The sequence below is a fragment of the Chitinophaga caseinilytica genome (assembly GCF_038396765.1).
GTDB lineage: Bacteria > Bacteroidota > Bacteroidia > Chitinophagales > Chitinophagaceae > Chitinophaga > Chitinophaga caseinilytica.
On the sequence record NZ_CP150096.1, the window covers coordinates 4,272,874 to 4,292,110 of the forward strand.

Annotated in this window: 17 protein-coding genes; 8 read left to right on the forward strand and 9 right to left on the reverse strand. The window is 55.5% G+C overall.

The window, feature by feature from the left end:
* Nucleotides 1-5 precede the first annotated feature (5 nt).
* Genes WJU22_RS17520 through WJU22_RS17530 form a run of 3 tightly spaced genes read right to left on the reverse strand, consistent with a single transcriptional unit; the run spans nucleotide 6 to nucleotide 3,361 of the window.
* The gene (locus WJU22_RS17520; RefSeq protein WP_341839465.1) at nucleotides 6-1,043 is read right to left on the reverse strand and encodes a dihydrodipicolinate synthase family protein; all 1,038 of its coding nucleotides are present in this window, start codon (nucleotides 1,041-1,043) and stop codon (nucleotides 6-8) included.
* 26 nt (nucleotides 1,044-1,069) lie between these two features.
* On the reverse strand, nucleotides 1,070-2,086 hold the full coding sequence (locus WJU22_RS17525) for an NAD(P)-dependent oxidoreductase (protein ID WP_341839466.1): 1,017 nt from the start codon (nucleotides 2,084-2,086) through the stop codon (nucleotides 1,070-1,072).
* 21 nt (nucleotides 2,087-2,107) lie between these two features.
* On the reverse strand, nucleotides 2,108-3,361 hold the full coding sequence (locus tag WJU22_RS17530; protein WP_341839467.1) for an Nramp family divalent metal transporter: 1,254 nt from the start codon (nucleotides 3,359-3,361) through the stop codon (nucleotides 2,108-2,110).
* A 424-nt stretch (nucleotides 3,362-3,785) separates the two neighbouring features.
* Between WJU22_RS17530 and WJU22_RS17535 the strand changes: the two genes are divergently transcribed.
* The 5 genes from WJU22_RS17535 to WJU22_RS17555 all read left to right on the forward strand — a co-directional run bounded on the left by WJU22_RS17535 (nucleotide 3,786) and on the right by WJU22_RS17555 (nucleotide 9,593).
* On the forward strand, nucleotides 3,786-4,814 hold the full coding sequence (locus tag WJU22_RS17535; protein WP_341839468.1) for a Gfo/Idh/MocA family protein: 1,029 nt from the start codon (nucleotides 3,786-3,788) through the stop codon (nucleotides 4,812-4,814).
* A gap of 28 nt (nucleotides 4,815-4,842) precedes the next feature.
* Entirely contained in the window at nucleotides 4,843-6,183 is a 1,341-nt protein-coding gene (locus WJU22_RS17540; RefSeq protein ID WP_341839469.1) for a Gfo/Idh/MocA family oxidoreductase, read from the forward strand.
* Between the two features lie 17 nt (nucleotides 6,184-6,200).
* A complete protein-coding gene (locus WJU22_RS17545) occupies nucleotides 6,201-7,580 on the forward strand; it encodes a sugar MFS transporter (protein WP_341839470.1) in 1,380 nt (459 codons plus the stop codon).
* Nucleotides 7,552-8,778, forward strand: coding sequence for an N-acetylglucosamine-6-phosphate deacetylase (nagA, locus tag WJU22_RS17550; protein ID WP_341839471.1), 1,227 nt, complete (start codon nucleotides 7,552-7,554; stop codon nucleotides 8,776-8,778). The genes WJU22_RS17545 and nagA overlap by 29 nt, the downstream gene beginning before the upstream one ends.
* Nucleotides 8,779-8,843: 65 nt before the next feature.
* Entirely contained in the window at nucleotides 8,844-9,593 is a 750-nt protein-coding gene (locus WJU22_RS17555; RefSeq protein ID WP_341839472.1) for a 6-phosphogluconolactonase, read from the forward strand.
* Here WJU22_RS17555 and WJU22_RS17560 read toward each other — a convergent pair.
* Nucleotides 9,590-10,726 carry a substrate-binding domain-containing protein gene (locus WJU22_RS17560; RefSeq protein ID WP_341839473.1) on the reverse strand — a complete coding sequence of 379 codons (1,137 nt, stop codon included), beginning with the start codon at nucleotides 10,724-10,726 and terminating at the stop codon, nucleotides 9,590-9,592. The genes WJU22_RS17555 and WJU22_RS17560 overlap by 4 nt on opposite strands.
* Here WJU22_RS17560 and WJU22_RS17565 point away from each other — a divergent pair.
* The 3 genes from WJU22_RS17565 to WJU22_RS17575 all read left to right on the forward strand — a co-directional run bounded on the left by WJU22_RS17565 (nucleotide 10,725) and on the right by WJU22_RS17575 (nucleotide 14,531).
* Nucleotides 10,725-11,732, forward strand: a complete 1,008-nt coding sequence (locus WJU22_RS17565; RefSeq protein ID WP_341839474.1) for a glycoside hydrolase family 43 protein — start codon at nucleotides 10,725-10,727, stop codon at nucleotides 11,730-11,732. The genes WJU22_RS17560 and WJU22_RS17565 overlap by 2 nt on opposite strands.
* Nucleotides 11,733-11,761: 29 nt before the next feature.
* Nucleotides 11,762-12,919, forward strand: coding sequence for a hypothetical protein (locus WJU22_RS17570; protein WP_341839475.1), 1,158 nt, complete (start codon nucleotides 11,762-11,764; stop codon nucleotides 12,917-12,919).
* 868 nt (nucleotides 12,920-13,787) lie between these two features.
* A complete protein-coding gene (locus WJU22_RS17575; protein WP_341839476.1) occupies nucleotides 13,788-14,531 on the forward strand; it encodes a hypothetical protein in 744 nt (247 codons plus the stop codon).
* A gap of 75 nt (nucleotides 14,532-14,606) precedes the next feature.
* Here the strand turns inward: WJU22_RS17575 and WJU22_RS17580 are convergent, their stop codons facing one another.
* From WJU22_RS17580 to WJU22_RS17600, 5 genes are read right to left on the reverse strand one after another with little or no spacing between them, the layout of a single operon-like run.
* Nucleotides 14,607-15,281 carry an SGNH/GDSL hydrolase family protein gene (locus tag WJU22_RS17580; protein ID WP_341839477.1) on the reverse strand — a complete coding sequence of 225 codons (675 nt, stop codon included), beginning with the start codon at nucleotides 15,279-15,281 and terminating at the stop codon, nucleotides 14,607-14,609.
* Nucleotides 15,282-15,339: 58 nt separating this feature from the next.
* Nucleotides 15,340-16,134, reverse strand: a complete 795-nt coding sequence (locus tag WJU22_RS17585; RefSeq protein WP_341839478.1) for an SDR family oxidoreductase — start codon at nucleotides 16,132-16,134, stop codon at nucleotides 15,340-15,342.
* A 21-nt stretch (nucleotides 16,135-16,155) separates the two neighbouring features.
* Nucleotides 16,156-17,304, reverse strand: a complete 1,149-nt coding sequence (locus tag WJU22_RS17590) for a hypothetical protein (RefSeq protein WP_341839479.1) — start codon at nucleotides 17,302-17,304, stop codon at nucleotides 16,156-16,158.
* The gene (locus tag WJU22_RS17595) at nucleotides 17,291-18,286 is read right to left on the reverse strand and encodes a DUF2157 domain-containing protein (RefSeq protein WP_341839480.1); all 996 of its coding nucleotides are present in this window, start codon (nucleotides 18,284-18,286) and stop codon (nucleotides 17,291-17,293) included. Before WJU22_RS17595 ends, WJU22_RS17590 begins: the two co-directional genes overlap by 14 nt.
* Nucleotides 18,287-18,306: 20 nt before the next feature.
* On the reverse strand, nucleotides 18,307-19,161 hold the full coding sequence (locus tag WJU22_RS17600; protein WP_341839481.1) for a pirin family protein: 855 nt from the start codon (nucleotides 19,159-19,161) through the stop codon (nucleotides 18,307-18,309).
* Between the last annotated feature and the right edge of the window lie 76 nt (nucleotides 19,162-19,237).

A 19,237-nucleotide genomic window follows, 5' to 3' on the forward strand; every position in this document is an offset into this window, starting at 1 on the left:
ATGCATTAAATTTTGTCCTTTTCGAGGAAAGCGCGCACGAATTCGTCGTCGGTATGTTCCGGGTATTCGCGCATCACCCTTTCGATTTCTTCGGCCTGGCCGGGCGACAGCACTTCATGATCGCTCAGGCACCAGGTCCCTTCCATCAGCCCCTGTTTCCGCAACACTTCATGCAGCCCGGCGATGGAGCCTTTGAAGGAATGGGAAGGGTCGAACAGCGCCGCGTTCATGTCCGTCACCGCGATATTGGTGCTCATGAGGCCCATATCTGCAGGGTTCTGCCGGATCTGGTTGAACAACTCCACCACTTTGCTGGTCCAAACCGACCAGTGGCCCAGCAATCCGCCGGCGAAGCGCTTTTCCACGATCTTCCCGTTTACGGGAATGCGGTAGGTGGTCAGCAGGTCGGCCACGATGTTATCGTCGTTCCCCGTATACATCGCGATTTCGTCGCAACGTTCGGAGTGGCACACGGCGCGGAATACGTCGAGCGTCTGGTAGCGGTTGAACGGCGCCGTCTTGATGGCGAGCAGGTTGGGAATGTCGGCCATCCTGCGCCAGCAATCGTAACTCAATATACGACCTCCTACAGAAGGTTGGAGATAAAATCCGAAAACGGGGATCACTTCCGCCACGGCCGCCACATGTTCAACGAGCTGGGCTTCGGAATAGTCTTTCAGTCCACCCAGGCTTACAAGCCCGATATGATACCCAAGCTCCCTGGCGATGCCGGCTTCCTTCACGGCCTGCTCGGTAGGCCCGGCGATCCCGGCTACGCGGATGAACGGACGGTTGAGCTGTGCTTTGTCGATCTCTTCCGCGGCGAGCCGGAGCACGCGTTCGTAGAGGTTGTATTGTGGCCAGCGGATCTCGAATTGGGTGGTGTGCACGCCCACGGCCACGCCACCTGCGCCGGAGGCGATGTAGTAGCGGGTGAGCCGGCGCTGGCGGGCTTCGTCGAGCTGCCGGTCTTCCGTGAGTGCCAGCGGATGGGCAGGGATGACCGTGCCGCTGTAAAGCAGTGATTTGATGGATGCGTCCATATGTATGCGAATCGTAGTTGTGTTTTTTAGAATTTGCCCGTCCGGGTCTGGAAATGGGTGGGTTTTTTGATGGTGGCGCCACCGCTCTGGTACCATTCGAGCGTCATGCGGACCATATCGCGCAGGGTCACTTTCGGGTAGCCGAACAGGCGGAAGCTTTCGGCGGCGTTGTTGAGCAGTGCCGTATCCTGTTCCGCGTTCACGAACTGCGGCGTTTTGCCGGCCAGTTTGCCGAATTCCTCTGCGATCCAGCGAACGGAAGCCGTTTCAGGGCCTGTGATGTTGAGGTATTTGGCGGGAGCGGAAGTATGCAGGAAGGAGCGGAGCGCATATTCGTTGGCATCGCCCTGCCAGATTACGTTTACATGGCCCATGCGCAGATCGATGGGGGTTTCGTTTACGACGGATTTGCAGATTTCCAGGAGCACGCCGTACCGGAGATCGTTAGCGTAATTGAGGCGGTAAATCAGCAGTTCCGTGCCGTATTGCTGGGAGAAATGTTCGAAGATGCGCTCGCGGCCGAGGCAGGATTGCGCGTATTCGCCGACCGGGCCAACGGGCGTGCTTTCGTCTGCTCCGCCGGAGTACACGGGCACGAGGGGATATACATTCCCGGTGGAATATACCACGATCCGTGAGTTGCGGTATTTTTCCGCCACGCGGCCGGGGAGATAGGCGTTCATGGCCCACGTAAAGGCTTCCTTGCCGGTGGTGCCGAATTTGGTGCCGGCGAGGTAGAGCACGTTTTTAACGTCGGGCAGCGCGGCGAGGTCGGCTTCGTTCAGCAGGTCGGCGGAGATGGCTTCCACACCGGCGGCTTCCAGTTCTTCGCGGAGGCCGGGCTCGGAAAGCCGGCTCACGCCGATCACGCGGCGGGGAACGCCGGATGCGTCTACGGCCTGTTTGGCCAGTTTGGCGAGGCTGGGGCCGATCTTGCCGCCAACGCCGAGAATGAGGATGTCGCCTTCGAGGCGCGCGATGTCTGCTACCAATGCTTCGGAAGGCTTCAGCAGCTCTTCAACGGTCGAGAATATTGCGTCCATGTCGTATAGTTTGCGAGTTGATTATGAAAAGAATAATGTTTTGACGTTGCTGGCGGCGAGGATGAACATGAAAATGAGGCCCAGTGCGCCGAAGAATTTCACGTACGGCGGGTTTTTCATGGGGCCCATGATCTTTTCGTCGTTGGCGACGAGGTACAGCGCCACACCGATGAAGGGAACGATGAAAATGGTGACCGCCTGCGCCAGCACGATGAGCTCCAGCGGCAGTTTCCCGAAGGAAAGGGCGACCGTGGCCCCGAGCGCCATGATGACGCCGATGAGTATCCTTACCTTACCCGATTGCAGTGAGCCGCCAAACCCGAGCGCGTCGCCCAGCAAAGTGCCGCCCAGTGCGGCGTTGCCGATCATCGCGGAGAAGGAGGCGCCAAAAAGGCCGGAAAGGAACAGCGCCGAAGCGAAGTTGCCGAAGATCGGCTCGAGGGCGATGGCCATGTCCGTCGCTTTGGTGACGTTGATGTTGCGGCTATGCAACACCGCCGCGCTGCACGACATCACGATGGCCGCGAGGATGCCGAGGATCACCATGCCCGGGATGGCTTCCCGGCCCGTTTGTTTTGCCTGCGGATTGATCCGTTTGCGCTCCTGGACGAGGTAGGCCTGGTACAATGCGCCCACGATGGAGAAGCACGAGGCGATGAAAGCGATGGTGAGTGGCAGGGAACCTTCCGGCAGGGAAGGCACTGCAAAACCTTTGGCCACATCCGGCAGTGAAGGTTGGGTAAAGAAGAAAGTAGTGCAGAAGGCGAGGAGCATGAGCCCGATGAGCGCGATCATGACCTTTTCCAGCGATTTGTAAAAACTGCGGAAGAAAAGCATGACCATCGCGGCGAGGTTGAACACGATCACCCAAATGCCCGGCGCCGTATGCGTGGCTTCGCCCACAGCGATCCCGATGCCGATGGAGTTGCCCGCCTGGAACGAAGCGCACACGAGGAAAACGCCCACGCCGATGGCGATGCGCGCGCCTTTGCCCCATTTTTTCCCGATGGTGGTGAGGGCGGATTCACTGGTGGCGATGCCGACCCGGGCCGCCATCACGGCGAAAATGATCATAAAGAAAATAGCGACCACCACCAGCCAGAGCAGGGCATAGCCATATTTGGCGCCCATCATGGAGGCAACGGTGATCTTGCTGGGGCCGAACACGAGCGCGGCCGTGATGAGGCCGGGCCCGATGGCTTGCAGCCAGGCTTTACCGCGACTGGCGGCGGGTGCGGGAGCGGTGGAACGAACGGTGGCTGTCGAATCTTCCATAAACGTTTTTTTATGCGATGACCTGGTTGTCTTTTTACGGGTGCGTACACGGCGTCTGCTTTACTTTGTAGGAGCAGATTTCAGAAATACGTGGATGAAATCCGGGTACGTACCCGAAAGTACAAGTCAATTCCGGAATTTGCAAATAAATTTCGCCGTTACCGGATATTCCGGCAGGAGGGAGGCATTAATATAAGGGAACGGACAAAATATTTTTTTCCTTCCCGTTTTCCTTGCAATTATCCGATTTAAATTACTAACTTCCGGGTGCGTACCCGATGTTGCAGGGTATTTCACAGACAACGGTTGCCGGACAGCCGTTTTTAAGGAATGAGTTACGGGTACGTACCCGGAATTACCGAAATCCTTGCCAGACCAGATCTACAGACAGCGTAAATACAATACCAGAAGATAAAGTTCCACCATGCATCAACGCTACGACCGCCGACAGTTCCTCCAGTCCATAACCGCCGCAGGCATCGCCACCGGCCTTTCCGCCAGTCCGACCCTCCGCGCCATGGCCCTGGCCGCCGATCCCGTCCGCATCGGCATCATCGGTTGCGATACCTCGCATGCCGTCGCCTTCGCGAAAAGTTTCAATAAAGATATAGTGACGCCCGGCCTCGAGGGGTTCCGCATCGTGGCCGCGCTCCCCGAAGCAAGCCCAGATATCGAGAACAACCAGAAACGCATGCCGGGCTTCGTGGAAGAACTGAAGAAACTCGGCGTGGAAATCGTTTCCGACATGGACGCGCTCCTCGCCAAATCCGACGTGGTGATGGTGGAATCCAACGACGGGCGGCCCCATCTCCGGCAAGCCCTTCCCGCCATCCGCGCCGGGAAGAAAGTGTTCATAGACAAGCCCCTGGCCGCTTCCCTGGCCGAGGGCATCGAAATATTCAACCTCTCCGAAAAGCATAACGCGCCCGTGTTCTCCGCTTCTTCGCTGCGGTATGTAGATAATGTGCAGGCCGTGGCCGGCGGCTCTATCGGCAAAGTATTCGGTGCGGAAACCTTCAGTCCCTGCGCGCTGGAAAAAACGCATCCCGACCTTTACTGGTACGGCATCCATGGCGTGGAAATGCTCTGTACCGTGATGGGGACCGGCTGCCAGACGGTTTCCCGGACTTCCACGGCCGACGCCGACGTTGTAGTAGGCGTTTGGGAAGGAGGGCGGATCGGTACGTACCGGGGCATCCGCGGCGGAAAGCAGGATTACGGCGGCAACGCCTTCGGCGAGAGCAGCATCGTACCGCTGGGGCCATACAAAGGCTACGAACCGCTCCTGTTGCGGATTGCGGAGTTCTTCCGGACGGGTAAGCCACCCGTTTCCCGCGAAGCGACCCTCGAAATCCTCGCTTTCATGGATGCGGCAGACGAAAGCAAACGCAGGAAAGGCGCGCCGGTTTCCGTAGCGGCGATGTTCGACCGCGCCAGGAAACGCAAGCACTGAACATCCATCCACCCATAAAATCCACCTTATGAAAAATACACGCAGATCGTTTTTGAAGAAAACCGCGCAAGGCACGGCCCTCATGGCCGCCGGCGGCATCCTCCCCGGCTTCAGCGCCAAAAGTTACGCCTCCATTCTCGGTGCCAACGAGCGCATCCGGGTAGGCATGATGGGCGTGAACGCCCGCGGACTGGCCCTCGCGCAGAATTATGCCAAACAGCCCGATTGCGAAGTGGTATCCGTTTCGGACGTAGATACCCGCGCCAGCGAAAAGTGCATCGCCAAAGTCAACGACATACAAAAAAAGCAGCCGGCCAACATCCCTGATTTCCGGAAAGCACTCGAGCAAAAAGATATGGACGCGCTCATCATCGCCGCGCCCGACCATTGGCACGCACCTGCCGCCATCCTCGCCGCCAAAGCCGGTAAGCACGTTTATCTCGAAAAGCCCTGCAGCCACAATCCACACGAAGGCGAATTGCTCGTTGCCGCGCAGAAAAAATACAAATCCGTTATCCAGATGGGCAACCAGCGCCGGTCCTGGCCCAATGTCATCAAAGGCATCCGGGAGCTGAAAGACGGTGCGATCGGCCGCGTTTATTTCGGGAAGGGATGGTATACCAACAACCGCCAGTCGATCGGCCGCGGAAAGGAAACCGCCGTTCCCGAATGGCTGAACTACGAACTCTGGCAGGGGCCCGCGCCCCGCAAGGCTTTCCGCGATAACCTCATCCACTATAACTGGCACTGGTTCTGGAATTGGGGGACGGGCGAAGCCCTCAACAACGGCACCCACATGATCGACCTGCTGCGCTGGGGCATGGGCGTGGATTATCCCATCCGCGTGTCTTCCGCCGGCGGAAGATACCGTTACGAAGACGATTGGGAAACGCCGGACACGCAGGTCATCAACCTCGAATTCGACAACAACAGCAGCATGGCCTGGGAAGGCCGGAGCTGCAACGGCAAACCGCTGGAAGGAAATACCGTTGGCGTCGTGTTTTATGGCGAAAAAGGTTCGCTCATGATCGACGGCAACGCCTACACCATTTACGACCTCGACAACAAAGTGGTCAAAGACGTGAAGAACGACATGAAGATCGACGCGCGCAACCTTACCAATCCCGCCGAAGCGCTGGATGCGCTGCATTTCCAGAACTTCTTCTCCGCCATCCGCAGCGGCGCGCCGCTCAACAGCGACATCCTCAGCGGCCATCAGAGCACATTGCTCTGCCAGCTGGGCAACATCGCGCTGCGCACGCAAAGCACGCTGCATACCGACCCTTCCAACGGACGGATCAAAAACAACGCCGCCGCGCAAAAATTATGGAAACGGACTTACCAGCCGGGCTGGGAACCGACAGTATAAACCCGTAAATCAGACCGATGCGGACACAAACCGGCATGGTAGACCCCGGCTCGCTGAGCCGGCGGGATACGCGCATATCCATCCTTATTATCGGGATGCTGTTTTTCATCTTCGGCTTCGTGTCGTGGGTGAACGCCATCCTCATTCCTTATTTCAGGATCGCCTGCGAACTGACGAGCCTGCAATCGTACCTCGTTACGTTCGCGTTTTATATTTCTTACCTGGTGATGTCTGTTCCGTCGTCGTACCTGTTGCGGTCGATCGGGTTCAAGCGGGGGATGATGATCGGATTCTGGGCGATGTCGCTCGGAGCTTTCCTCTTCGTACCGGCGGCCCTCATGCGGGCGTACCCCTTGTTCCTGCTGGGGCTTTTCACCCTGGGAATAGGGCTGGCCGTGCTGCAAACCGCCGCCAATCCCTACATCACGATCCTCGGGCCGAAGGAGTCTGCCGCGCAGCGCATCAGCGTAATGGGGATCTGCAACAAGTTTGCCGGCATCATTGCCCCGCTGATCTTCGCCGCGGTGATCCTGCGGGTGTCGGATACTGACCTGGAGCGAACTTTGCCGGGCATGGGCGCAGCGGAAAGGGCAGCCGTACTGGATGCGTTCATCCGCCGGGTAATCATTCCGTACACCGTGCTGGGAAGCGTATTGTTCGTGCTGGGGCTCGTGGTGCGGTTTTCGCCGCTGCCGGAGATCGATACGGAAAACGAAAGCACGGAAACTGCGGCCATCAACAGCGGGAAGAAAAGCATTTTCGATTTTCCGCACCTGATCCTGGGCGCCATTGCGATCTTTCTGCACGTCGGAACGCAGGTCATAGCGATCGATACGATCATTTCCTACGCCGGTTCCATGGGCATCCCGCTCCTCGAAGCCAAAACGTTCCCGTCGTATACGCTGGGCGCCACGATCGTGGGGTATTTCATCGGCATCCTCCTCATCCCGAAATTCGTGAAACAGGTGAACGCCCTCCGTTTCTGTACGGTACTTGGCGCGGTGCTTACGGTTTGCATCGTGAACATGCGCGGCATGGTGAACGTTTTCGGGCATGAAACGGATGTGTCCATTTGGTTCGTGGTGTTGCTGGGCCTGGCCAACTCGCTCGTTTGGGCGGGCATCTGGCCGCTGGCGCTCGACGGACTGGGCCGTTTTACCAAGCTGGGCGCGTCTGTCCTGATCATGGGGCTTTGCGGTAACGCGGTGCTGCCGCTGGTGTACGGTTTTTTCGCGGACATAGCGGGGGAACGAAGCGCTTACTGGGTGCTATTGCCCTGTTACGCTTACCTCATGTATTATGCATTTTACGGGCACCTGGTGCGCAGCTGGTCGCTGTTGCGCCGGCCCGTTATTTCAACACCCGAATATGAATTCCAGGAAGATAAAAATCGTTAACGGCCGGATCATCACACCATACCGCATCATCAACGGCGGCACGGTGTTGACGGAGGGCAACCGCATCCTGGCGGTGGCGGAAGACGATATTCCCGTTTCCGGCGCCGTGGAGATCGATGCGAAAGGGCAATATATTTCGCCCGGTTTCATCGATATACATGTGCATGGCGGCGGCGATGCGGATTTTATGGACGGGGACGCGGCATCTTTCCTGAAAGTCGCCGAAACGCATATCCAATACGGCACCACGGCCATGACGCCTACATCGCTCAGCAGCGATACCGACAGCCTGCGGCGCACGATTTCCACCTACGAAGCCGCGCATCCGCTCAACCGGAAAGGGTCGGAATTCCTGGGCATTCATCTGGAAGGGCCATACTTCGCCATGGAGCAACGCGGCGCGCAAGACCCGCGCTACATCCGCAACCCGGACCCCGCGGAATACGCGTCCGTGCTCGCGGATACGACATCAGTCGTGCGCTGGAGCGCCGCCCCCGAGCTCCCGGGCGCCCTCGCTTTCGGCGATTATCTCCGGCACCGGGGGATTTTGCCCGCCGTTGCACATACAGACGCTATTTACGAAGAAATGCTCGACGCCTGGGAGCACGGCTATTCCCACGCCACGCACCTCTATTCGGCGATGTCGGGCGTTACGCGGCGGAACGCCTTCCGCTACGCCGGCGTCATCGAAAGCGCGTTCCTGCTCGACGATATGACCGTGGAAATCATCGCAGACGGTGTGCACCTGCCGCCCGCGCTGCTCAAGCTCGTCTACAAGTTCAAAGGCCCGGAAAAAACCGCCCTCATCACCGACGCCATGCGCGCCGCCGGCATGCCCCCGGGCGAAAGCATCCTCGGCAGCCGGGAAAACGGACTGAAAGTGATCATAGAAGATGAAGTGGCGAAACTGCCCGACCGTACACAGTTTGCGGGAAGCGTGGCTACGGCCGACCGGCTCGTACGCAACATGGTAAAACTGGCGGACGTGCCCATGGCCGACGCCGTACGCATGATGACCGCCACGCCTGCTGCCATCATGAAGGTTTCCGGGAGTAAAGGGTCGCTCGCCACGGGGAAAGATGCCGACATCGTGTTGTTCGACGAAGACGTGCGCATCGATACGGTGATCCGCGGCGGAGAGGTCCTCCATCGCGCAGCAAACGCCCGGTCGGTACTGCACTTACCATCACAAGCATAAAAAACCACCATACCACCGCTGCGGCAGCCACAGAGCGCCGTCCGGCATCAAAAACCTGTCAACATATGCATACATACCAACGAATCAATGTACACCAGTTTGAGGACAGGCGCCGGATGGGCGCTGCCGCGGCGGCTGCGGTGGCGGAAAGGATCCATTCGCTGTTACATTCGAAGCCACACATCAGCATGATCTTCGCCGCCGCGCCTTCGCAGCAGGAATTCCTGGAATCGCTGCGGACGGATACTTCCATTCCCTGGCACCGTATTAACGCGTTCCATATGGACGAATACATCGGTCTGCGCGAAGATGCGCCGCAAGGCTTCGGGAACTTCCTCCGGGAGCGCCTTTTCGGCCTCGTGCCGTTCAGAACGGTACATTACCTCGACGGACAAACGAAAGACACGCAGGCGGAATGCGAGCGCTATGCCGGGTTGCTGAACGGCGGAACGGATATCGTTTGCATGGGAGTGGGGGAGAACACGCACATCGCGTTCAACGACCCGCACGCGGCGGATTTCAACGATCCCAAACTGGTGAAGGTGGTAGATTTGGACGATGCCTGCCGGCAACAACAAGTGAACGACGGATGTTTTGCATCGTTGCAGGACGTGCCGACGCATGCCCTGACGCTTACGGTACCCGCCCTGTATCGCGGTACCTGGATTTATTGCATGGTGCCCGGCGCTGCGAAAGCGGAGGCGGTGCGGCACACGCTGCGATCGCCCGTAAGCCCGCAACATCCCAGTACCATTTTGCGGGAACATCCGCGGGCGGCGCTTTTCATCGACAATGACAGTGCGGCGCTGCTTTAGTTTTTGTAATACATGTGGTTTTCGCGGGTGATGATGTCGATCGGCATGAAGTGTTCCTTTTCGACGGGTGCGCCCAGCACGAGGTGCTGATATAGCGTCATGATGCCGCGATAGGCCTGTTCCTGGGGTTTCTGGCAGATCAGGAAATCGATCATGCCTTTCTGGAGCCACGAAACGTTTTCGGGAAGGAAGTCGTACCCCATCACCAGAATATCCTTTTTTCCGGCAGATTCCAGGAACTGCGCGATGAGATGCACGCGGGAACTGGTGACGAAAATGGCTTTGATGGACGCGTCTGCCGCGAGGGCTTCCGCTACTTTCCTTTCGATGGATTTCTCGTTGCTTTCGGGGACGTCGGTTTTGACGATCCTGTCCGGTTTCTCACCGAAATACGCCCTGAAACCTTCTTCCTTCCGCAACAGGGGATGCAATCCTTCGATTTCCTTCGTCATGTTCACCATGAGGATTTTATCGTCGGGCTGGAGGCAATAAGCCATAAGGTGCGCGGCGAGGTACCCGCTGCGGAAGAGCTCCGGGCCCACATAGCAAAGACTGCCCAGGCTGGGAATGTCGGAGTTGATAAATACGTAGGGAACGTTCTTTTCCTGCAGCTGTCCGCAGAATGCGGTGGCTTCATCTACGAAGAGCGGAGCCAGCAAAACCCCGTCCAGCGGCCCTTTCAGCAATTGCTTGGCGGCTTTGGGGAAGGAAGTGCGGTCGTTGAAATCGTAGTAATACCGTTCGATGCGGACCCCCATCTGCCGGATTTCGTCTTCGGCCTGGGAAACGCCCGCCAGGAGGATTTCCCAGTATTCCGTTTCCGTAGAAACCGCCGGGAGCAATATGGCGAGGTTCAATACTTTGCGCGATGCCAGCCGGCTCGCAATGATATTGGGCTGATAGTTCAATTCCTGGATGATCTTCTCGATCTTGGCGCGTGTTTTGGCCGATACGCCCGTCCGGTTATGGATGACCCGGTCTACCGTGGCGATCGACACCTTCGCCCGCCGCGCTATTTCCTTGACGCCGCCGGGCTGATCTGGTTGTTTCCCTTTCATGGAGTTATAGTGTACGTGTACGTACCCGAAAGTAGTGAAAAAGAATTGATTGGGATATTTTATTTTAGGGGACATGAAAACCATGTTTATTTCCCTGCTGCTGCTTGCCACCGTTGCCGGCACGCAGGCCCAGGATTCCACGTTCACCAATCCACTCCTGACTTCCGGCGCCGATCCGTATTCGTATTTCAAAGACGGATGGTATTATTACACGCACACTACGGCTAATTCCATCGTACTGTGGAAGACCCGCAGCCTGGCAGACCTCAAGTCCGCCCAACACGTCACCATTTACAAACCCACCGAAAACAACGCTTGGTCAAAAGACATCTGGGCGCCCCAGGTGCAGTTCCTCCGCGGGAAATGGTATGCTTACTTCGCAGCCACCGGCGGAAAGAATGTCCAACATCGCATGTACGTCCTCGAAAACCCTTCGCCCGATCCCATGACCGGCAGCTGGACCTTCAAGGGCCAGGTTACCGACGCTACCAACAAATGGGCAATCGACGGCGATATCTTCGAATACAAAAAGGAACTGTACATGATCTGGTCGGGCTGGGAGGGAGATGCCGACAAGCAGCAGGATATTTACATCGCACAAATGAAAAATCCCTGGACGATTTCGTCGAAACGGGTTCGCCTGTCTGTCCCGGAACACGAATGGGAGAAAAGCGGCCAGAAAGTGACGGTGAACGAGGGCCCGCAGGCACTCATGCATGGCAAAAAACTCATGATCGTGTATTCCGCCAGCGGCTGCTGGACGGACCATTACGCCCTGGGCCTGCTTCGTTTCTCCGGAAAAGGCAGCCTCCTGGATTCCGCCCGGTGGACGAAACATCCCGAACCGATCTTCCAGACTTCGGTGGCGAATAGAGTATGGTCGCCGGGGCATAATTCGTTCTTCAAAAGTCCCAACGGCAAGGAAGACTGGATCCTCTACCACGCCAATTCCCAGCCAGGCTGGGGCTGTGGCGGCAAACGATCTCCCCGTATGCAAAAGTTCAGCTGGACGGCAGACGGGATGCCGGTGTTCGGGGAACCTGTTGCGGAGGGCGTCGAATTGCAAAAACCGGCCAATTAGTTAAATTCGCATTTTAATATCCTTTATCTATGAATTGGAAATTTTTGTCCATTGGACTTTTGTTGACTGCAGGCGCGGGTAGCGCAACTGCACAATCTTATATCCTGAACGATGCATCTGCCACACAAACCCCGGGAACTTTCAATATCTCCGGAACTGGTATCGCCAGGAGGCTGGTTGCGGTAGATACCATGCAAAATAACCTGACCGGCAACGTTCTTCTGGGCCTTCATAAGCACAACGCCGCATGGGCCGGGCTTCGATTTGGCATGGGGCTGATAAATAATGAAACAGGCACGAATGGCGTAGGCTCCAATTTTGCTATGTGGAGCTACAACGACAATGCCACCGTCCGCAGCAACTTCTTATTTGTCAATCGGGAAACAGGAGCGGTGGGTATCGGAACAACAACTCCGGTATCAAGATTTCATGTACAAGGATTCGGAAATTTCTTTAACGTAGACACGGTACAGGCAGGGATCAATATCGGTGCCGCTTCTAACAAAAGATGGGCACTGCTGCGAAGGGCTTCCGTAGAAGGCGCTACCAGCTATGGCTTTTCCATTTATGAAGATAACACGGGGGTTTCCGGAGGCAGTGGCGCCCGCTTACATATTGCGCCAGGCGGCCGTGTGGGCATCGGCACCACATCGCCCGAATCCGTGTTGCAGCTTGTATCTTCCGGACAAACGATCAAATTTGGCAGCGGCACCAACAGTTCCAGCTATGCGTTCGACCTGGGCGTAAACGACGATGGCATCAACTTTAATAATAACTCGACCGCCCGCGGCTTTAATTTCACCAACGGCAACGGCCAATTGGTATCCATTGCGCCCAACGGCAATGTGGGAATAGCGGCATCGCCGGCCACCGGATATAAGCTGTCGGTAAACGGCAGTGCGCTTTTCACCAAAGCGGTGGTGAAAGCCTACGCCAACTGGCCCGATTTCGTGTTTGAAGAAGATTACCGCTTGCAGCCGATCGAAGAGGTTATGTTGTTTGTAAAGGAACATAAACACCTGCCTGGGATCCCCTCGGCCAAAGAAGTCGCCGAAAAGGGGCAGGACTTGGGCGAGATGAACGCAAAGCTCCTCCAGAAAGTCGAAGAACTGACGCTTTACATCGCCGAATTGAAAGCGGAAATGAAAAAGGAGATCGACACATTGAAAGCGGAGAAAAAGCAATAATATCCAGCTCATAAAGCGACATAAAAAAGCCGGGCTCGTTGGCTCGGCTTTTTCATGCATTTGACACGTCCTGAAATAGGGTGACACATAATTTTTCAAAATGAGTAAACAATCAACATATTCAGGTGCTCGTCGCAGTTAACATGATTATTAAGGTAGTCGGGAATTCGAAAAGGGCAATCTGAGATACAAGCAAGCCCCAACGGCAAGGAAGACTGGATCCTCTACCACGCCAATTCCCAGCCAGGCTGGGGCTGTGGCGGCAAACGCTCTCCCCGTATGCAAAAGTTCAGCTGGACGGCAGACGGGATGCCGGTGTTCGGGGAACCTGTTGCGGAGGGGACGGTGCTTCGAAGACCCGCGGAATAATTCTCTAAATAATAGGTAGGATTGGTCAGGATCGCTAAGCGTTGCGATCCTAAATAATAAATAATTTAATTAAATACCCTTAATTAATTAAAATAAGTAATTATATTGTGTTTGTTATCCCATGCATGGATTCCACGAAATGACAATTTGTTAAATTAACTCAAGACCCGCAATCACTATGAACATTAAGATCCCTTTATGGGCGCTCGGCTTGGCCGGCATGTGCGCTTGTTCGAAAGACGCTCAGAACGAATAAATCTTCAATCTATGGGAAATAACTGCAGACGGCTCAGCCAGAATATCCAACTGGCCGAATCACTATTTGGATACCGTTTCTTTCTTTCAATTTGATGCTATCCTGGCCCAAGGCGCAAGAATAGAAGGTGGTACTTTTGGCATCGGTTGGTCAACTTCATATGAAGGCGCTGGTATATCTCGTCACTAAAAATGTTCAGAATGTTCAATATTTAAAAGTGCCCTTTAAAAACTCGTGATGAGAATGCTATTACTCGCTTTTTGCGTATTTTGCTGTAGCTGCAGTTCGGGTAAAAAAATGCCAGTACCCAACTCCGACGTTCCTTCCGGGCGCATTATCGTTAAAGGCAAAACGAGTGATCCAAGATTCCAGTTTTTAGTAGACATACCGGAAATGATGTATTATGGCTCATTTTGTGTGGAACCAGTGGTTACGCAGAAGAACGTTTTTTCCATCGAGGTAAGCACCGACAATAATTCCGTAGTCACAACCTACGATACTGCTTTTATGTTGATCGACATGCAACGGGATAGCTGTTACCTGTTTAACCGTTTTTACGGGGACGTAAAACTGCTCGAACGGATGTCGATGCCAGAGAAGAACCAGGGACTTACGGGAAACAGGCATCCAATTCCGGATTGGCGATATGAAGTAGGGGGATGGTTAAGCGATACGGTCATTGGCAAAGATACCTTTATGCAGCGTAAGGTTGCGAGAACCGTGATTCACAATCAACAACGGCTTGAAATTACCGGTACTCTTTTTTTCAAAAGGTCGATGAACAATTTCCCGGACTTCATGGAGAATTTCTGGCTGGGGAGTAATTCAGAAAATGGTTTGTTGGGATTGGAAGTAGACGCACCTTATGCAAACGAAAACGGCAATTTGACAGCATACAGGGCTTCTATTTGGTGGGAGATACAGCCTGATAGATTAAGCGAAACTGAGAAGGCAGGCATTCAGCAAATGATTGTAAAAGCGCGATAAGATACGTTCGACTAACTTCAAATACGAAAGGCAGCTCCATAAGGAACTGCCTTTCGTATTTGAAGTAACTTTTCATCAAAGCCCCGTAATCGCTTTCGCCATTTGATCCGCCACGAACGCGTTGCCTTCCTTGTTGAGGTGCACGCGGTCGGAGGTGAGCAGGCCTTTCTCGCTGTTGTCTTTATTGTTGGCGGCTTCGTAGTCGAGGAACGCCTTGCGGAGGTCTACCAGCGGCAGGCTTTGTTCCTTGCTGATGGAGCGGATCAGGTCGCTGTATTTGTTGAGGTCGGCGTCCTGTTCATTATCTCCGTCTTTCTTTTCACCGATCACGGAAGGCGTGCAAACGATCACTTTCGCGCCGTTGTCCTGTATCTTTTTAATGAGCGCGCGATAGAAACCGCCGAATTTGTCGAAATCCGTACCGGTGCGGCTGGAAGCTTTATGCCAAACGTCGTTGATGCCGACATAGATCACGACCACATCCGGTTTCTTTTCCAGCACGTCTTTTTCCATGCGGAGATAGAGATCGTAGACTTTATTTCCCCCGATCCCTGCGCCGATGAGCTCATATTGACCGGCATGCGATTGCTGCAACATGGCGCCCAGCTGTGTGATGTACCCTTCCGGGCCAACACCGGCCTGTGTGATGGAATCCCCGAAGAAGATGACTTTTTTCTTCTTCTTCGCAACCCCGGCAGACAGGAGTGTCACGGCGCCCAGGGCAAAAAGAAGCATGGATAGTTTTTTCATAATCGCTGAAATGTTTATGGACGAACAAAATAGTAAAAAGTCCTTATCCATGCCAGCGTTAATATATGGTCGGCACCAGGCCGCCTTCCACCCGGATGGCCGCGCCGTTGGTGGCAGACGAAAGCGGGCTGGCGATATAGGCGATCATACTGGCGATCTCCGAAACGTCGGCGAACCGCTGCAGGAGCGAGCTGGGGCGCATATCGCGGAAGAAATTCTTTTCAGCGATTTCCGGGGTTACGCCCTGTTCCGTAGCCAGTTTGGCGAGGAAATCCACTACGCCTTCCGACTTGGTGGGGCCGGGGAGGATGGTATTGACCGTTACGCCCGTGTTTTTGGTGCGTTCCGCCAGGCCGCGGCTCACCGCGAGCTGGGCGGTTTTTGTCATGCCGTAATGGATCATTTCACTGGGGATCATGATGGACGATTCGCTGGAAATGAAAATGATACGGCCCCAGTTGTTGGCGATCATTTTCGGGAAGAAGTGGCGCGACAGCCGCACGCCGCTCATGACGTTCACTTCGAAGAAGCGATACCAGTCTTCGTCGGGGATGTCTTCGAATGCTTTTGGCTCGAAGATGCCGGCGTTGTTGACGAGTATATCTATCGAAGGGAGTTTTTCCATCAGTTGCTCCACGTCGTCCAGTTTGGTGAAATCGGCGGCGATGCCGGAAACGGGGCAATTGGGGACGAGGTCTTTCAGTTTCTGCACGGCCTCTTTCACGCGGGCTTCCGTTCTGCCGTTGATGATGACGGTGGCGCCTTCCTGGAGCAGGAGCCTGGCGGCGGCGAACCCGATCCCCTGGGTGCTGCCGCTGATGAACGCGGTTTTTCCTTTCAATTGTAAATCCATATGCACAGTTTTGTTAAAGTTCTAAAATTCGCTGCTGGCGCCACCGCCGCCGCCAGACCCACCGCCGAATTGGAAAGATTCGTCGGCCTGGGGGGCATGCTGCATCGTTTCCGCGATGATAAGCCCTTCCAGCTGTTGCGCGCCGAAGCCGCGCGTATGCATGGCTGCCGTGGTGAACCCGTGTTTCGGGGTTTTGAGGTAGCGATGCACGAAATAAGATACTCCGACCAAAAATATCCCGCCGAGCACCATGGCCGTTTCGATGGGCATGACGGCGTGGTACGCCCTTATCGTGAAAACGGCCACTGCGATGAGGATGAGTCCCATGGCAAGGGGAATCCTGTCTTTCCGCCGAAGCCCCAACCAGATATAAACGGGCGGAATGGCGATCGATAGTGTCCAGAAGAGCCATGGGAGTGGAGGTTCGCCTTCCATCCCCAGCAATTCCATGCCGGCGTTATGCACCACGTAATAGTTGCCGGCGAGGTACAGCGTAGCCAAAGTGGCCAGGCGCAACACATCCAGGCAAAGATCGTAATGCCGGAAGCGGAAGTTCCGCTGCATCCGGCTGAACAGCATATATGCCCCTGCAGAAATGCCCATCACAAGAAAAGGCAGCAAATACCGCGCCCCGGGTATATACAGGATGGCGGCATACACCACAATCATGATGCCACAAACCCAGCCGCAAAGGGCAATACCGGGGTCGGAAGTGCGGACCGTATACCAGGCGGCGAGCGCCGTCAGCATTATATAAAGTAATAGCGGACTTTCCGACTCCATCAGTGCGACCAGCGCCCCGGCAATATACACCACCGAAACCCAGGTGAGCCCGTCGTCTACGCCCGACCGGTAATGCCGGTGGCCCGACATCCACAGTTCCAGCGCACCATAAGCCAGCACGCCCCACACGAGGAAAAATACTTCTATCGAACGGATCGCGCCGTCCATCATCATCAGGAAAAACAGACCGGTGGCCAGCAGCACGCACAACACGGTGGCAAGCCCCAGCCCGATGCGCACGAAAATATTCGGCGAATACAGGGTGTAGGGATGCGCCGCTTTGATCCGGTCTGCCGTTTCCGGGGCAATCACACCCGCGTCTTTCGCGTCGTCGGCCTCCTGGCGGATGAGGGCATTGTCGAGCTCAGCGGTATTATAGATCAGCATGTGATTTCAGTTTTCGGTTGAGGTGGATAAGGATGCGCGCCATGGCGATGGACGAAACGATCAGGTACAGGATGGAAAGGTACAGCACGCCCATTTCCAGGGTATCCAGCGCCTGGACGAGCGTGAAAATAACAAGGTACCCCAGGCCGATGTACGCATAAATCACCGTCATGAGCAAAAAATAGAACGACCGCAACCTCACGCCAAGGAAATAATAGAAAGCCAATGCCGCAACCAGCGCAGGCACGTACAGCAACAGCATCCCGTCTTCGAAGAACATGCCGCATAACGCGCCGATGCAAAAAACATGGACGGCGAAATTGTAGTACGTAAACGAAAAATGCGCTTTCCTGTTGAAGCGGCTGCTGGCATATCCCGCCGCCGTGAGCACCAGGCCGATGAGCAGCGCCGTATCGATGAGCCTGCGCTCCGTGCCGAACGCGTTGCTGGAAAGCAGATGCATGGGCGTGATGGCGATCCCGAGCCAGGCTGCGAAGTTCGTGATGGCGAGGCTCAAAACGCCCAGGTGATCGAAATAGTAAGCACTAATGAACAAAACCACCATCGGGATGAAAGTGGCGCTGCCCAGCCTCGTCCCGAAAACTTCGTATTGCCCTTGCAGATAGGTGATGAACGAAATGAACAGCAGGCAGCCCAATAACACCACATAATCCCACCAGGCGTTGGGCGATTCGGTTTTCTCCCAGGTGAACGGGGCTTTATGTTTGTTCGCATACCAGAAGCACACGGCGCAAAGCAGCCCGATGCCGGCCAGGATGGCCTGGTGGCCGATGGTGTCGATGTTTTTATAGATCAATGTGCCCAGGCCGCCGCTCAGCAGGAGCACGCCCAGGTACAGCAACGTCTTCAGTTCCCAGTGCAGGGAAAACATCCGGCTGCCCTGTTGCGCCTCCAGCCGGAGGCGTTCCGTTTCGCTCAGCAGCCCTTCGTCTGCCAGCTGATGGATGAAATTTTTTCGCATAGGTGGGGTTTAGTGAGGGATCAATATTCGAGTTTGCCGAAAACACCGTTCCGGTAATCTTCCAGCGCCTGTTCCACTTCTTCGGCCGTATTCATGACGAAATTGTCTTTCGCGGCGATAGGCTCGTTGATCGGCTCGCCCGTGAGGAAAAGGATGCCTGCGTCGGTTCCGGCCGTAACTTCGATCTCATCACCGGCCGTATCGAACACATATAATTGATGCATCGCGGCAGGCGTTCCGTTGGCGGTCACTTCACCGCGGAAAACATATAACAGCGCCGGATCGCCGGGCCTGGCAGACAATCGCACGGTTTTGCCTGCGGCGATAGTACCGATAATCGCGGTAACAGGGGTGAAGCTTTTCATGGGACTGCGTTTCCCGTCCACCTCGCCGCTGGCCAGCCGGAGCGCCACGCCTTCCTGCTCCAGCACGAAAGGCAGTTGTTCTGCCGTGGCGGCCTGGTAATAGGGCTCGTCCCACTTATTGGCTTTTGGCACGTTCAGCCATATCTGGATCATTTCCCAGTTACCGCCGCGGGCGAGCATTTCTTTCGTGGGGCCTTCGCTGTGGAGGAGGCCTTTCCCCGCAAACATCCACTGGATGCCGCCGTCGCGGATCGTGCCGGAATGGCCGGCATTGTCCATATGGTACCCTTCCCCGGAAATCATGAACGTAACCGGCGAAAAACCACGGTGCGGATGCGGATGAATGCGCATTTCGGAACCCGCCGCAATGGTTTCGGGCCCGATATGATGTATCACGATAAACGGATTGGCGAATCTGAAATCTTTATGCGGAAGCGGCTGTATCACCGTTTCCTCCGGGGTAATCTGCTTGGCCCTGCCCGTCAGCACATGGGCGATGTTCTTCTTCATGGGTTTCAGTTTTATGGAGGTAACAAATGTAGGGGTTTGCGGCACGCAAAAAAATTGTTGGCCGATGCGGATGTCG